Here is a 14,458-nt window from a genome sequence, read left to right as displayed (position 1 = left end):
CTGCAATGAGGACCTGCATTTCGAACGCAGCGACGGGCCTCCGGACCATGGCCACGGGACGGATGGACCCGTCCGTTACTTTGCCGTGGCGGACCAAGCCGGCACGGTACTGGGCTATGTGTGGGGTAACGACGAGCGCTGCGGCTGCGCCGAGGTGGTGCCACTGCTCCCGGAGTTGTGCCGGCCCTGTCTTTCTGGTCTTCGTCGGGGTGGTGGGCTGTCAGTAGGTATCCGCGGCGAGCGCGCCGAGCCTGCTTCTGCAGGCGGCGAATGCGTCCGCCGCAGGCAAGGCCGGCAAGGTCATCGACCCCATGACCTACATCGCCAAAGGCGCCGGCGCCGGCCTCTCCCCGCGCCCGCGGCGCGGATTCCGGATCACGCCGTGGCGCGAACTCGCCGTAGAAACAGGCCGATTGAATGTTTGGCGACGGAAGATTGATCGTGTGTCGACTCCTTGACAGCAGACGTTGCGCCATTTGAAGATCAGTGTGCCTTCGCCGACCGGTGAGGGCTCAGTTTTGAGCGATACAAGGGGGTTTTCGTATGTCCGCGATCGTTTCCACGCTCAAGCACACGAAGTACGTCATGGGTTCCCTGGCTGCGGTGCTGTTCACCAACTGCCCCAGCTGACGCGGGAACGGGGTGGGCGGCCATGGCCGCCCACCCCGGCATGGCGAGGGGTCGGGACGGGCGGGAGAGGACCATGTTCGACGCGGGGATACGGCAGTTCCGGATGGCGCTGGCCATGGTGCTCGGCCGTCCGATCAATGTTCGCTCTGCCGAAAGGCTCGTCGATGACGCGCTGGCGACACTTGCCGAGTTCGGCTCACCCGGCGAGGACGTCGAACAGTTGCTGCGCGGCGCCGCCGCAGACCCGCAGATGCGTACCGACCTCACGAACAAGGCCCTGCGCCGTACCGCGAAACGCCTCGCGGCCAAGTCGCCCTTCTACGCGGACCACTTCGCGACAGCAAGAGTCGACCCGGCCGCACTGACCGTCGAGAACATCACCACCGTGCCCGTCACCACCAAGGCCGACCTGGTCGAACGGGCCCGCGACTTCCTGTGCAGCGAGCCCTTCCTCGCTTCCCGGACCACCGGGACGACAGGCCGGCCCACCGAGGTCTGGTACTCCCGCTACGAGGAACGCCTGTGGCCCGCGCTCGTCGCCCTCTCCCAGGTGCTGCGCGGCACCGTCCGTACCACCGACCTGGTCCAGTTCAGCATCAGCTCCCGGGCGACCGGCACGGCGTACGCGGAGATGCAGGTCGCCCGCCTGGCAGGGGCGACGATCCGCATGGTGGGCCTGGTCCCACCGGCCGAGACGCTGGACCTCACGGCGGGAACCGGCCCGTCGGCGCCGACCCTGATGGTCACCTACCCGAGCTATCTGGGACAGCTGACCCGCCTGGCCCGCGAACGGGGACTCGGCCCCGCGGACTTCCGGCTGCGCCGCATCAACGTCGGCAGCGAAGTGCTCTCGCCCGCCCTTGCGGAGGCCGCCGAAAAGACCTTCGGCGCCCCCGTCCACGACGGCTACGGCATGACCGAGGTGACACCGGTGGCCGGCGCGATCTGCCGACAGCGGCACCTTCACATCGACGCCGGCATCGGCCTCGTGGAGGTGTGCGACCTCGACACCGGGGCACCGGCCGCACCCGGAGCGCTCGGCACGATCGTCGCCACTCCCTTCTTCCCGTACCGGGAGTGCATGCCGCTCTTCCGCTACGACACCCGAGACCTGGTGCGGCAGTTGCCCGACGCACCGCTCACCTGCGAGATGGCGAACGTGCCGGCGACCTCGCACATCCTCGGAAAGGCGGACCATGTGCTGCGCACCCAGGACGGCCCGGTGACCCCGCGTGAGGTCATCGAGGTCCTCGACGCGCTGCCCGGCGCGTGCTGGCCTGTGCGCCACCGCGCCGACGTGGTGGACGGGCGGCTGCATGTGGAGGTGGCCGCCTCATCCGTGCCGGAGACGAGCGACATCGCGCGTCACTTCGCCGAGGCCGGCCTCGACGCCACCGTCGACGTCGTACCGGGAGAAGGACGTGAGCTGCGGCGCTACCGCTGCGATCTGGTCGAGAACAGCTTCGCCTCCGCCGGGCGGGCCTCATGACCGTCGCACAGAGCGCATTCTTCGTCTTCGTGACCCTCGCCGTCGCCCTGGGCGTCTCGCTCGCCTCGGTCGCCTACTTCCGGCGGGTCACCCTGCCCCGGCCGGCCGTCGGCGTGTTCAACGGCAACGACATTGTCATCATGATGGGCTTCGTCGTCGTACTGCCCTTCCTGTATCTCTCCCTTCCGGGCTGGCTGCTGCCGCCTGTGCTGGGGCTGACCCTGGCCGGTGGTCTCGCGGTCGGCTACGGGCCGGCCATCCGCCGGGGACCGGTGCGCTGGTCGCTCATCGCCGGTCTGCTGGTCGCCGACTGGCTCGCCGCGCGCAGCGCCGAGGACGATCCCACCCATGCCACGCCGTACTGGCTGGTCAACAGCCTGGTCATCATGCTGATGGCGGTCGGCGCCGCCAACCTCAACGCGCAGGGCGGCCTGAAGCTGCGGCACGTCTCCCGGTTCGCGCTGGCGCTCGCCGTGTACGACCTGTTCTTCGCCACCGTCGTCCCCCTCACCCAGAAGCTGTTCGACGCGGTACAGGGCTACGCCTTCGCACCGTCGGCCGGGCTGCGCATCGGCGAGTTCGGCGCCGTCGTGGGCATGGGCGACCTCCTGGTGTACGCCCTCTTCACCACCGTGGCCTACAAGGCGTACGGACGAGCGGGGCTGACCTGGGCTCTTGGGCTGGTCGCCGTGTTCGGCGCGCTCGTCCCGACGCTGACACCCGTCACGGTCGAGGCGCTCACCGGACACCTTCCACAGATCGTGCCCGCGCAGATCTTCTTCGGCCCGGCCGCGTTCTGCGGGTACCTCGTGCTGCGGCGGCGCGGCCCGGAGCGGCGCATGGCCGACGTCCGGCCGCCCGCGCAGATCGTGACAGACGGACAGCAGGAGCCCGCGGCCCCGGCCACCGCCGACGAGCCCTGGGAGCGTTCTGCAAGAGAACACTCCCAGGTCGGTAGCTGACCAGGCCAGGTGGGCTTGCGGTGTCGGGGTCAGTGGTGGAGCAGCTCCTTGATCGCTGAACGGAGAGGCTCCAGCAGCTGGTTGGCCCGCTCCCGGCGTCGTCGCCGCGTCCGCTGAACAAAAGAACCCCAGCTCAGAGCGCATCTGAGCTGGGGTTCCGCTTGAGCCGCCTGTCGGAATCGAACCGACGACCTGAACGTTACAAAGGTCCTGCTCTACCAACTGAGCTAAGGCGGCAACGCACACAGCGAAACCGCGCGCGCAAGCTCCCTCACTCTACACAGCGGCCCGCCTCCTGATCCACGAAGTTCTTCCGCACCCGTGACCACTCGACCATCCGTGCGTTAAGCGGACTGACGCGCTTTCCCAACTATCGGACAGCTGGACCCGGGGAGCGGACATGGCAGATTCGGCGGACCAGCACATACGTGTCACCAGCACATACGTGTCACAGGGGAAGAGGCCAAGCGCGTCAAGCGGGAGGCACTCGGCATCCCCGACCGCCGGAAGCATCACGGCCGGGCGTCGACCCGGCTGAAGAGCCGTACCAAGGAGCCGGGCACCCAGCAGCGGGTCAAAAAACCGGTGCTCTGCCCGCAGGCGCAAGGTCAAAAGTTCGTTGCTCTGCCTGCCCCTTCCCGATGCGAGATATCAGTCGCCCTCGAACTACTGACAGATTCGACATGGCCAGGTAGCGTCACGGCAGGTTCACCCAGGTGGACCAGACCACTCCCTACTCGGATCGTCCGGCACGTTCCTGCCGGTGGAGGAGAAGATTCAGCATGGCCAGTGTCACGTTCGACAAGGCGTCCCGCATCTACCCCGGCTCCACCAAGCCCGCCGTGGACCAGCTCGAGATCGACATCGCGGACGGTGAGTTCCTCGTCCTCGTCGGTCCTTCCGGTTGTGGCAAGTCGACCTCCCTGCGCATGCTCGCGGGTCTTGAGGACGTGAACGGCGGCGCGATCCGCATCGGTGACCGCGATGTCACGCACCTGCCGCCGAAGGACCGGGACATCGCCATGGTGTTCCAGAACTACGCGCTCTACCCGCACATGTCCGTCGCGGACAACATGGGCTTCGCGCTGAAGATCGCCGGTATCAACAAGACCGAGATCCGGGCGAAGGTCGAAGAGGCCGCCAAGATGCTGGACCTCACCGACTACCTGGACCGCAAGCCGAAGGCGCTCTCCGGTGGTCAGCGTCAGCGTGTCGCGATGGGGCGCGCCATCGTGCGTGAGCCGCAGGTCTTCCTCATGGACGAGCCGCTGTCGAACCTCGACGCCAAGCTCCGTGTCTCCACCCGTACGCAGATCGCGTCGCTCCAGCGCCGCCTCGGCATCACGACCGTGTACGTCACGCACGACCAGGTCGAGGCCCTCACCATGGGTGACCGCGTCGCGGTCCTCAAGGACGGTCTGCTGCAGCAGGTCGACTCGCCGCGCAACATGTACGACCGCCCGGCCAACCTCTTCGTCGCCGGCTTCATCGGCTCCCCGGCCATGAACCTGGTCGACGTGCCGATCACCGACGGTGGCGTGAAGTTCGGCAACAGCGTCGTCCCGGTCTCCCGCGAGGCGCTCACCGCCGCCGCGGACAAGGGCGACACCACGGTCACGGTCGGCATCCGCCCGGAGCACTTCGACATCGTCGAGCACGGTGGCGCCGCCGCCAAGTCGCTCTCCAAGGACAGCGCCGACGCCCCGGCCGGTCTGGCCGTCTCGGTCAACGTCGTCGAGGAGCTCGGCGCCGACGGCTTCGTCTACGGTTCCGCGCGCGTCGGCGGTGCGGACAAGGACCTCGTCGTCCGCGTCGGCGGCCGCGCCGTGCCGGAGAAGGGCACCACGCTGCACGTCGTGCCGCGCCCGGACGAGCTGCACGTCTTCTCGACCTCGACGGGTGAGCGTCTCGCCGACTGACGTCACACACGCCGTACGACGGCCCCGCACCCCTCGTGGTGCGGGGCCGTCCGCGTACCGAAGCGCGTGTACGGGTTTGGGCCCGGACGCCCGGCATCTTCGATAAATACCCTGGCACTTCGGTCATTTCACCGGAAGTCGTCAACGCGGGATTCGAAAAGCAGCCTCAAACCATCCCCCACGGGGGTGACGCAATGTGGCCGCACCATCACCTCCCGCTACGCTCGCTGTGTGACCCACACCGCGCGCCGCATCGGCCGAACTCTCGCTCTCGTCCTGCCCGTCGTCATGGTCCTCTCCGGGACTCTCGCGGTCACCCGTGTGCCGTGGGCAGCGCACAACTCCGAGTCGCAGGTCCTCACCGCGTCGGCTCGGACCGTATCGAAGCACGCCACGTCGCGCACGCCGCAGGACGTGCTGCGCGACCGGCTTCTCGTGGAGCTTCGGGAGAAGGACCCGGGCGTCGCGCTGACGGCCCTCCAGCGCGCCGTCGAGGGACGCCCCTCGCTCGCCCGGCACTGCATGTCGATCGCCAGGGAGCTGGGCCGCGCCGCGGTCGCGCAGTACGGCCCGACGCGGGCGCACCGGTTCTCCCGCCCGGTCTGCGACACGTCGTTCGCCTCGGGTGTCGCGCAGTTCAGCTGACCGGCCCGGTCCGGGCACGGCCTATCGTGCCTGGCATGCATACGTATCCGACGCAGGCCGTGATCCTGGCAGGTGGCCAGGGATCGCGGCTGCGCCCGTACACCGATGACCGTCCCAAGCCGATGGTCGAGATCCCGGGCACCGGGACCCCGATCATCGGCCATCAGCTTTCCTGGCTGGCCGCCGAGGGCGTGACCGATGTCGTCGTCTCGTGCGGTCATCTGGCCGAGGTGCTCCAGGAGTGGCTCGCCGAGGCCGTCCTGCCGCTCCGGGTGACCACCGTGGTGGAGTCGGAGCCGCTGGGCCGCGGCGGCGGTCTGAGGTATGCCGCCGCCCGGCTGCCGGACCCGTCGGAGCCCTGGTATGCCACCAACGGCGACATCTGGACGCGTTTCTCGCTGCGTGAGATGGCCGCGTTCCATGCGGAGCGCGATGCGACCGCCACGCTGGCTCTGGCTCGTCCCCGTATCCCGTGGGGTGCCGTGGAGACGGACGCGTTCGGGCACATCACCGACTTCATCGAGTCGCCGCCGTCCCCGTATCTGATCAACGCGGGTGTGTACGTCTTCTCGCCGGCGTTCACGACGCTGCTGCCGGAACGCGGCGACCATGAGCGGACGACGTTCCCCCGGCTGGCCCGCGAGCGGCGGCTGGCCGGATACCCGCTGCCGCACGGCGCGTACTGGCGGGCCATCGACACGGCGAAGGACCTGGCCGAGGCGGCGAGGGAGCTGGACGGCCGGTAGCGGCGCGGCAGGCACGGCAGAGGGGCGGTCACCGGAGTTCCGGTGACCGCCCCTCCCGCGTGGCGTGTGGCTCAGAGCCTGTCGGGTGACCTTCGATCGGAGAGCGGACGCGGCGTGGTGCGTGCGATTCCAAGGCGCCGGGATGGCCTCGGATGGGGTCTCCCCTGCTCGAACGAAGCTGAGAGCTTGGGGAAGGAGCTACTAGGGCATTTCGGCAACGCCGGAAGCGTGCGTGCCACGCCGTGGCCGCCCGATCAGAGGTCGCCCGACAGGCTCTCAGCCGAGCAGGCCGCCGATCGGGTTGCGGCCGCCGCCCGAGGTGCCGCCGGACGTCGAGCCCGTGGACCCGCCGCCGGTCGAACCACCGCTGGTGGAGCCGCCGCCCGTGCCGGTGGAGCCGGAGGAGCCCGGTCCGGCGCTGGTCGTCGGGGGCTGCTGCTGCGGGGTCGTCTGCTGCGGGGGCTGCTGCCCAGCGCCCTGTGTCTGGCTGGGCTGTCCGGCGACGCCGGCGGCCCGGCCGGACTCGCGGACGCTGTCCGTGCCGGGCGTGGAAGCCGGTGCGGAGGGCGTGGCAGCGGCGCTGGAGCGCGACGGGGAGGGCTTCTGTCCGGCGGGGCTGCGCGAGGCCCTGCCCTTGCCCGACTCGTGCGGGAGCGGGGAGCCGGGGAGCTGGTTGGTCGGGTTGTCGTTCGGTCCGGGCACGGTGACGACCTCGGAGGAGCGGACTGCGCCGCCGAGCATCGAACCGATGAGCAGGGTGAACCCGACGACGACGGTGGCGACGACGGCGCCGCGGCGCAGCACCCGGCGGCGCAGGTCCCAGATCGCGGAGCGTGGGCCGAGCCTGCGCCACGCCTCGCCGGCCAGGCGCCCGTCGACGGAGTAGACGGGGGCGCCCGCGATGACGAGCGGGCTCCACGCGGCGAGGTAGATGATGTCCGGCGCGTCGTAGACGGCGACGGTCCGCCAGCTGACGGTGACCAGCAGCGCGGCGGAGAGCAGGGCGCCGACCGAGGCGGCGACCCGTTGCCAGAGGCCGAGGACGGTGAGGACGCCGACGACGACCTGGAGGAAGGCGACGGTGAGTCCGGCCCCGACCGGGTGCGACAGTGCGAAGTCCCGCAGTGGTTCGGCGAGTCCCCAAGGGTGCAGCGAGGTCAGCCACTTGACCATGGAGCCGCGCTCGCCGCCGTCGAAGTAGACGGGGTCGCAGAGCTTGCCCATGCCCGCGTAGATGGAGATGAAGCCGAGGAACACCCGCATCGGCAGGAGTACGACCCCGAGGTTCATCCGGCGTCCGGGGTAGTACGCGTGCCGGACGGTGTCGGCGCTGTGCCGCCCCGACCTGCTCCCGACGATCTCGTCGAACTCGTCGTCCTCGTACGGCTCATGGTCGTACGGACCGGTGTCGACGGCGTCGTAGGCGCCGACCGCCTGTCGCATCGGGGGCAGCAGCGGGCCTCTGCCGTGGCGGCCGCCGGACCGGTGGGGGGCGGGGATGATGGGGGTGGGCTGGGTTTCGTCCAGGCGCGGGATGACCTGGGTGGCGCCGAACTCGTCGCCGTACGGGCCGTACCCGCCGTCGAGGCCGACCGCGGTGGAGTTCCGTACGGCCTGGAGGAGTCCGGTGGCGCCGGGGTCGCCGGGGGCGGACTTGCCGCTCCACACGACGGGCGAGCGCCTGCCGCGTCCCGCCCCGCTGCCGCTCATGGCGGGGACCCTGGCGGACCCCGCGGGGGCGGCACCGCGCACCCGTGCGCGCTGGCCGGGGGCGAGCTGCACCCGGAAGCTGGCGTGGTTGACGATGACCTGCGCTGGGTCGCAGTCCACCTTGGCCATGCTCAGGGCGGGTAGTTCGTCGAACCGAGGCGTTCTGGTGTCCACACTCATCTAACCGAGTGATGTGTGATTAGGACACTGCCTTGACGGCCCCGATGTGTCCGAGACCCGTCAACAGGCCCGGGCGGTGCGGTGGCCGGGGTGCGCGCGGCAGTCGGTGCCGCCGCGTCTGCCGAGGTCGGAGCCCTGCGCCGCCGTCCGGCAGTGCGGGCTCCCGGACGGCCGCTCTCGGGCCCGTCCGGGAGCCGCCCCGGTCAGACGCGGCGCCGGGCCGCCTCGTACAGCACGATGCCCGCGGCGACGCCGGCGTTCAGCGACTCCGCGCCGCCCGGCATCGGGATCCGGACGAGGTAGTCGCAGGTCTCGCCGACCAGGCGGCCCAGGCCCTTGCCCTCGCTGCCGATGACGATGACGACGGGGCCGCCGAGCGCCTCCAGGTCCTGGACGGTGTGCTCGCCGTCCGCGGCGAGGCCGACGACCGTGATGCCGGCCTTCTGGTAGCCCTCCAGGGCGCGGGTCAGGTTCGTCACCCGGGAGACCGGCGTGCGGGCCGCCGTGCCCGCCGAGGACTTCCAGGCGCCCGCCGTCATCCCGGCCGCACGGCGCTCCGGCACGACGACGCCGTGGCCGCCGAACGCGGAGACGGAGCGGACGATCGCACCGAGGTTGCGCGGGTCGGTGACGCCGTCGAGGGCGACGATCAGCGGGTCCTCGCCGTTGTCGTACGCGGCAGCGGTGAGGTCCTCCGGGTGCGCGTACTCGTACGGCGGAACCTGCAGGACGAGGCCCTGGTGGTTCAGGCCGTTCGTCATCCGGTCGAGCTCGGGGCGCGGCGCCTCCATCAGGTTGATGTTGCCGCGCTGGCCGGCGAGCTGGAGCGCGTCGCGCACCCGCTCGTCGTTGTCGATGTACTGCTGGACGTAGAGAGTGGTCGCCGGGACGCCGTCGCGCAGCGCCTCGTAGACCGGGTTGCGGCCCACGACCATCTCGGACGTGCCCTTGGCGCCACCGCGCCGCGGGGCGGGTCGGCGGACAGCGGCCTGCCGGGCCTGGGCGTTCGCCACCCGGTTCTTCTTGTGTCCCTTGCGGGCGGAGGCGGGCGGCGTCGGTCCCTTGCCTTCCAGGCCACGGCGACGCTGCCCACCGCTGCCGACCTGCATGCCCTTCTTGTTGGACGTGCGGCGGTTCCTGCGCTGGCTGTTCCCGGCCATGACCTACCTGTTTCGTTGCTTCAGACGTGCGTATGTAAGTGAAGTGTGCCGCCCGGAACGCCGGGCGGCACATGGGCGGACTACTGGCGCGGGCCGAGCGTCCACCGTGGGCCCGTCGGACTGTCCTCGATGACGAGGCCCGACTGGTTGAGCTGGTCGCGGATGGCGTCGGCGGCGGGCCAGTCCTTGCGGTCGCGGGCCGACTGGCGCTGGTCCAGGACGAGGCGTACGAGCGTGTCGACGACCCCGTGCAGATCCTCGCCGCGGTCGCTCTCGCCCGCCCAGTGTTCGTCGAGCGGGTCGAGGCCGAGGACGCCGAGCATCGCGCGGACCTCCGCGAGCCTGGCGACTGCCGCTTCCTTGTCGTCGGCGGCGAGGGCGGAGTTGCCCTGCCGGACGGTGGTGTGGACGATCGCGAGCGCCTGGGGGACGCCCAGGTCGTCGTCCATCGCCTCGGCGAACGCGGGCGGCACCTCGGAGGCGGCCACGACCTCGCCGCCGGCCTTCTCGATGACCCGCTGGACGAAGCCCTCGATCCGCGCGAACGCGGACTCCGCCTCGCGCAGCGCCTCCTCGCTGTACTCGATCATCGACCGGTAGTGCGGGGTGCCGAGGTAGTAGCGCAGCACGATGGGTCGCCACGCCTTGACCATCTCGCTGACGAGCACCGAGTTGCCGAGCGATTTCGACATCTTCTCGCCGGACATGGTGACCCAGCCGTTGTGCACCCAGTACTTCGCGAACGCGTCGCCGTAGGCCTTCGCCTGGGCGATCTCGTTCTCGTGGTGCGGGAAGATCAGGTCGATGCCGCCGCCGTGGATGTCGAAGGCGGTGCCGAGGTACTTGTGCGCCATGGCGGAGCACTCCAGGTGCCAGCCGGGGCGGCCGCGGCCCCACGGGGTCTCCCAGCTGGGCTCGCCCGGCTTGGTCGCCTTCCACATCGCGAAGTCGCGCTGGTCGCGCTTGCCGGTCTCGCCCTCGCCGGACGGCTGGCGCAGGTCGTCCAGGTCCTGGTTGGAGAGCTCCAGATAGCCGGGGAACGACCGCACGTCGAAGTAGACGTTGCCGTCGGCCTCGTAGGCGTGACCGCGCTCGATCAGGCCGCGCATCATCTCGATCATCTCGGTGATGTGGCCGGTGGCGCGCGGTTCGTAGGTGGGCGGGAGGCAGCCGAGCGCGTCGTAGCCGTCGTTGAACGCACGCTCGTTCTCGTACCCGATCGACCACCAGGGGCGGCCCTGCTCGGCCGACTTCCCGATGATCTTGTCGTCGATGTCGGTGACGTTCCGGATGAACGTGACGTCGTAGCCGCGGTAGGCGAACCAGCGGCGCATGATGTCGAAGTTCAGCCCGGACCGGATGTGCCCGATGTGCGGGGCGGCCTGGACGGTCGCGCCACAGAGGTAGATCGAGACACAGCCCGCTGTGAGCGGGACGAAGTCACGGATCTGCCGGGCGCTGGTGTCGTACAGGCGAATAGTCACCCCTCAAGGGTAGTGGGCCCGCACCTGTGCGCAGTGCCCCCTTGGGACTAGCGGAACAACTTCGTGTTGTCGGCGCCCGGAAGCGGCCGCCGTCTTTGTCCTCAATCGCCGGACGGGCTCCATTTTTCGGCGCGGGACCCCTGGGCGTTGCGTGGTGCGGTGCCCCGGTCCGGGGGGCGGGGACGAGAACCACACCGCCCGCCGGGGCGACCCCGCACCCCGGACCCGGGCGCCGCACGCGGTCAGCCCACCCGGTAGACCAGCGCCGTCGCGAGCCCCGCGAGCCCCTCCGCACGGCCGGTGAATCCGAGCCCGTCCGATGTGGCGGCGGAGAGTGAGACCGGGGCGCCCACCGCTGCCGACAGCACCTTCTGCGCCTCGTCGCGCCGCTTGCCGATCTTCGGGCGCACGCCGATGACCTGTACGGCGACATTCCCGATCTCGAACCCCGCGGCCCGTACGATCCGCGCCGCCTCGGTCAGCAGCGTGACGCCCGCGGCGCCGGACCACTCGGGGCGCCCCGTCCCGAAGTGCTGTCCGAGGTCGCCGAGCCCGGCGGCCGAGAACAGCGCGTTGCAGGCGGCGTGCGCCACGACGTCGGCGTCGGAGTGGCCGGCGAGACCGGGGCCCTCGTCCTCCCAGAGCAGGCCCGCGCACCACAGCTCGCGGCCCTCCTCGAAGGCGTGGATGTCCGTGCCGATGCCGACCTGCGGAATCACCGGTGCGTGCTCAGAACCCATCGTTCGCCCTCCTGCGTGCGAGAACCGCCTCGGCCAGCACCAGGTCGAGCGGCCGGGTCACCTTGAATGCCTCTTCGTGCCCGGGTACGACCACGACGGGCGCCCCGAGCTGTTCGACCATGCCCGCGTCGTCGGTGGCGCCCTCGCCGTCGACGGCGAGGGTCTCGTGGGCGCGGACCAGGGTGTCCCGGTCGAAGCCCTGCGGGGTCTGCACGGCGCGCAGCCTGGCCCGTACGGGCGTGCCGATCACGGGCTCCGGGTCGCCGGGCGCGCCGGGCTCGACCTCCTTGACTGTGTCGGCGAGCGGCAGCGCGGGGACGACGGCGGGTGCACCGTCGCGTACGGCCTCGATCACCGAGTCCACGGTGTCGACCGGCACCAGCGGGCGTGCCGCGTCGTGGACGAGGACGGCGGAGATGTCCTCGGGAAGCGCGGCGAGGCCGAGGCCGACCGATTCCTGGCGGGTGTCGCCGCCCGGCACGACGAGGTAGTCGGTGCGCTCGGGCAGGGCGTGTTCGTCCAGCAGGTTCTTGACCTCGGACGCGCCGTCCGGCGGGGCGACCACGACGACGAGGGAGACGGACCGGGACGCCGCCATGGCCCGTACCGCGTGGATGAGCATGGGCGTGCCGCTCAGCACACGGAGCGCCTTGGGGGCGCCCGGGCCGAGCCGTACGCCTCGGCCGGCGGCGGGAATCACCGCGGCGGTACGGTACGGACGCGATTGATCAGACATCGGTTGCACTCCGAAGCATCAGCATGTTTGTTTCCACGGCCGACATGGGTATGGCCACAAGCGAGCCGGGCGACGCCTTGACTTGACCGGGACCCTTTCCGTGACACCCGGTCGAGTTCGGGCAAGCCGCAGTGGCTGCTCGGGGTCGGCTTTACAAGATCGCGAGCAAAGTATCGATGGGACAGCCGGATCCGAATCCGGACATGCCGCAGCGCCCGACGACACACCGTGAATACGGCTGGTCAGCGGGCACCGCGGCACATTTATTTACGACCGGTGCGATCCGGGTCAGGACGCGAGGACCTCGTCGAGCAGAGCCTCGGCCTTGTCTTCGTTCGTGTTCTCCGCGAGAGCGAGCTCACTCACCAGGATCTGGCGAGCCTTGGCGAGCATGCGCTTCTCACCTGCGGAAAGTCCGCGCTCACGCTCACGACGCCACAGGTCGCGAACGACTTCGGCGACCTTGATGACATCGCCGGAGGCGAGCTTCTCCAGATTTGCCTTGTAGCGCCGGGACCAGTTCGTCGGCTCTTCGGCGTACGGTGCGCGCAGCACCTCGAAGACCCGGTCCAGGCCCTCCTGCCCGACTACGTCGCGCACGCCCACGAACTCCGCATTGTCCGCCGGGACACGAACCGTCAAGTCACCCTGGGCGACCTTGAGCACCAAGTAGGTCTTGTCCACACCTTTGATCTGGCGAGTTTCGATAGCCTCGATCAGCGCGGCCCCGTGATGGGGATAGACCACGGTGTCGCCAACCTTGAACGTCATGTGACAGGTACCCCTTCCGTGGCTATCAAGGGTAACACGAGAACAGCTTCTCCTGAATGGCGTTTTCGCAGGTCAGGGCATATCTCGGGGCTTGACAACAGCAACACGAACGTGCTGCGGAAGAGATCGGGAGGGCGGTATTCGCAGGTCGGAGCGGCTGTACGGGCAGGGTGAAACACCTGCGTCACACACACCCGAACCCCCTCCGAAGTGACCGAACGTCCCGGTTTGCCGGATTCCAGATGGTGAACTTTCCGTACTCCGTTCGGAGATCGATCACCCGTACGGATGTAAGTGCCGTTGACCAATGGAATTGGTCAACGGCAGGGGTCGCGGAGATTATGCGCAGGGAATGCGTCACGGTCCGAGGAATTGATCAAGCCTGTTATGTGAACAGCGCACGAATCGCGGGGGCGGGGCGGCATACCGGCGGATCGGGGGCCCGGCTGCGGACACGGCTCGTGATGCCCGGGGGCGGTAGGGGCGGGTCGGGTGCGGGGCGGGGACGACGGCTCGGTAACCTAAGCCCGCTGACACACCCTTAGGGCGGCTTTACGTCGCTCGCCCCTCCCGTCCGTGAAGTCCGTACGTTCAAGGAGTTGCCGCAGCCGTGAGCCGCAGCCTTCGACGCGGCGCCCTTGCCGCCACTGCCATCGTGATCTCGATCGGTGCACTTTCCGCGTGTGGTGCCGGCAATGACGCGCAGACGCTCGAAATCAAGCCGGACAGCGCTGCCACCACCATCGGTGACATCCGGATCCAGAACGCGAACGTCATCACCCAGCCCGAGCGCAACGCCGCGGGTCCGGCCGTCGTCACCGCGACGCTGTTCAACAACGGTGTCGCAGGGCAGACGCTGGACGCGATCACCCTGCCCGGCAGCGGCGCGACGGTGCAACTGCACGCCGCCAAGGGTGCGGGACCGATCGTCGTCCCGGCCGGGGGCAAGGTCGTCCTCGGCGGCACGGGCAATGCCGCCGCCGTGATCGAGAACGGCCGCGAGGCCGCGCGGAACGGCAACGTGCAGTCGGTCGTCTTCAAGCTCAGCAGGACCGGCGACGTCCCGCTCGGCGTGTTCGTCGTCCCGGCCACCAGCTACTTCACGGGCTTCGGCCCGAGCTCGCTGCCGGCGGTGCCGTCCGAGACGCCCGCGACGACGCCGTCCGGGTCCGCGACGCCGGGCGCGCCGTCGGGCAGCCCGTCCGAGTCGGCGAGCGGCGCGGCGGGCCCGACGGACGCCGCGTCGGCTTCGCAGTCGGCCGGCTGACGTCCGCGGATACGCACGA

The 14,458-nt window shown here is 69.9% G+C and carries 12 protein-coding genes and 1 tRNA gene; 6 read left to right on the top strand and 7 right to left on the bottom strand.

The genetic code is table 11. The features are described from left to right. Positions 1-703 precede the first annotated feature (703 nt). A complete protein-coding gene (locus ACGFSA_RS10355) occupies positions 704-2,119 on the top strand; it encodes a phenylacetate--CoA ligase family protein (protein ID WP_393302541.1) in 1,416 nt (471 codons plus the stop codon). Then, positions 2,116-3,081 carry a hypothetical protein gene (locus tag ACGFSA_RS10350; protein ID WP_393302538.1) on the top strand — a complete coding sequence of 322 codons (966 nt, stop codon included), beginning with the start codon at positions 2,116-2,118 and terminating at the stop codon, positions 3,079-3,081. Before ACGFSA_RS10355 ends, ACGFSA_RS10350 begins: the two co-directional genes overlap by 4 nt. Before the next feature lie 164 nt (positions 3,082-3,245). Here the strand turns inward: ACGFSA_RS10350 and ACGFSA_RS10345 are convergent. Then, positions 3,246-3,318 (bottom strand) — tRNA-Thr (locus ACGFSA_RS10345). A gap of 545 nt (positions 3,319-3,863) precedes the next feature. Between ACGFSA_RS10345 and ACGFSA_RS10340 the strand changes: the two genes are divergently transcribed. From ACGFSA_RS10340 to ACGFSA_RS10330, 3 genes are all read left to right on the top strand, one after another. After that, positions 3,864-5,000, top strand: a complete 1,137-nt coding sequence (locus ACGFSA_RS10340) for an ABC transporter ATP-binding protein (RefSeq protein ID WP_393302535.1) — start codon at positions 3,864-3,866, stop codon at positions 4,998-5,000. A gap of 231 nt (positions 5,001-5,231) precedes the next feature. Then, on the top strand, positions 5,232-5,645 hold the full coding sequence (locus ACGFSA_RS10335; RefSeq protein WP_393302532.1) for a hypothetical protein: 414 nt from the start codon (positions 5,232-5,234) through the stop codon (positions 5,643-5,645). A 35-nt stretch (positions 5,646-5,680) separates the two neighbouring features. After that, entirely contained in the window at positions 5,681-6,391 is a 711-nt protein-coding gene (locus tag ACGFSA_RS10330; RefSeq protein WP_393302529.1) for an NDP-sugar synthase, read from the top strand. Positions 6,392-6,667: 276 nt separating this feature from the next. On the opposite strand, the gene ACGFSA_RS10325 is transcribed toward ACGFSA_RS10330, so the two are convergent. From ACGFSA_RS10325 to ACGFSA_RS10300, 6 genes are all read right to left on the bottom strand, one after another. Next, complete coding sequence (locus ACGFSA_RS10325) at positions 6,668-8,281, bottom strand: DoxX family membrane protein (RefSeq protein ID WP_393302526.1); 1,614 nt, start codon at positions 8,279-8,281, stop codon at positions 6,668-6,670. A 203-nt stretch (positions 8,282-8,484) separates the two neighbouring features. Next, complete coding sequence (rlmB, locus tag ACGFSA_RS10320) at positions 8,485-9,441, bottom strand: 23S rRNA (guanosine(2251)-2'-O)-methyltransferase RlmB (RefSeq protein ID WP_393302523.1); 957 nt, start codon at positions 9,439-9,441, stop codon at positions 8,485-8,487. A gap of 80 nt (positions 9,442-9,521) precedes the next feature. Continuing rightward, positions 9,522-10,925 (bottom strand): cysteine--tRNA ligase, encoded by a 1,404-nt coding sequence (cysS, locus tag ACGFSA_RS10315; protein WP_393302519.1) that lies wholly within the window; start codon positions 10,923-10,925, stop codon positions 9,522-9,524. A gap of 242 nt (positions 10,926-11,167) precedes the next feature. Beyond that, complete coding sequence (ispF, locus tag ACGFSA_RS10310; RefSeq protein ID WP_393302516.1) at positions 11,168-11,665, bottom strand: 2-C-methyl-D-erythritol 2,4-cyclodiphosphate synthase; 498 nt, start codon at positions 11,663-11,665, stop codon at positions 11,168-11,170. Continuing rightward, on the bottom strand, positions 11,655-12,401 hold the full coding sequence (gene ispD, locus ACGFSA_RS10305; RefSeq protein ID WP_393302514.1) for a 2-C-methyl-D-erythritol 4-phosphate cytidylyltransferase: 747 nt from the start codon (positions 12,399-12,401) through the stop codon (positions 11,655-11,657). The genes ispF and ispD overlap by 11 nt, the downstream gene beginning before the upstream one ends. A 288-nt stretch (positions 12,402-12,689) precedes the next feature. Then, on the bottom strand, positions 12,690-13,172 hold the full coding sequence (locus ACGFSA_RS10300; protein WP_006380568.1) for a CarD family transcriptional regulator: 483 nt from the start codon (positions 13,170-13,172) through the stop codon (positions 12,690-12,692). A gap of 610 nt (positions 13,173-13,782) precedes the next feature. On the opposite strand from ACGFSA_RS10300, the gene ACGFSA_RS10295 reads away from it, so the two are divergent. Continuing rightward, a complete protein-coding gene (locus ACGFSA_RS10295) occupies positions 13,783-14,439 on the top strand; it encodes a DUF461 domain-containing protein (RefSeq protein WP_393302509.1) in 657 nt (218 codons plus the stop codon). Positions 14,440-14,458: the final 19 nt, after the last annotated feature.

This window comes from Streptomyces sp. NPDC048496, assembly GCF_043200055.1.
Taxonomy (GTDB): Bacteria; Actinomycetota; Actinomycetes; order Streptomycetales; family Streptomycetaceae; genus Streptomyces.
This window is presented reverse-complemented; position numbering and strand designations above follow the sequence as displayed.

What these genes read in the sequence shown, in the direction of transcription:
- ACGFSA_RS10355 (WP_393302541.1), top strand. Translation starts at nt 704, where the DNA reads ATGTTCGACGCGGGGATACGGCAGTTCCGGATGGCGCTGGCCATGGTG.
- ACGFSA_RS10350 (WP_393302538.1), top strand. Translation starts at nt 2,116, where the DNA reads ATGACCGTCGCACAGAGCGCATTCTTCGTCTTCGTGACCCTCGCCGTC.
- ACGFSA_RS10340 (WP_393302535.1), top strand. Translation starts at nt 3,864, where the DNA reads ATGGCCAGTGTCACGTTCGACAAGGCGTCCCGCATCTACCCCGGCTCC.
- ACGFSA_RS10330 (WP_393302529.1), top strand. Translation starts at nt 5,681, where the DNA reads ATGCATACGTATCCGACGCAGGCCGTGATCCTGGCAGGTGGCCAGGGA.
- ACGFSA_RS10325 (WP_393302526.1), bottom strand. Translation starts at nt 8,281, where the DNA reads ATGAGTGTGGACACCAGAACGCCTCGGTTCGACGAACTACCCGCCCTG.
- rlmB (WP_393302523.1), bottom strand. Translation starts at nt 9,441, where the DNA reads ATGGCCGGGAACAGCCAGCGCAGGAACCGCCGCACGTCCAACAAGAAG.
- ispF (WP_393302516.1), bottom strand. Translation starts at nt 11,665, where the DNA reads ATGGGTTCTGAGCACGCACCGGTGATTCCGCAGGTCGGCATCGGCACG.
- ispD (WP_393302514.1), bottom strand. Translation starts at nt 12,401, where the DNA reads ATGTCTGATCAATCGCGTCCGTACCGTACCGCCGCGGTGATTCCCGCC.
- ACGFSA_RS10300 (WP_006380568.1), bottom strand. Translation starts at nt 13,172, where the DNA reads ATGACGTTCAAGGTTGGCGACACCGTGGTCTATCCCCATCACGGGGCC.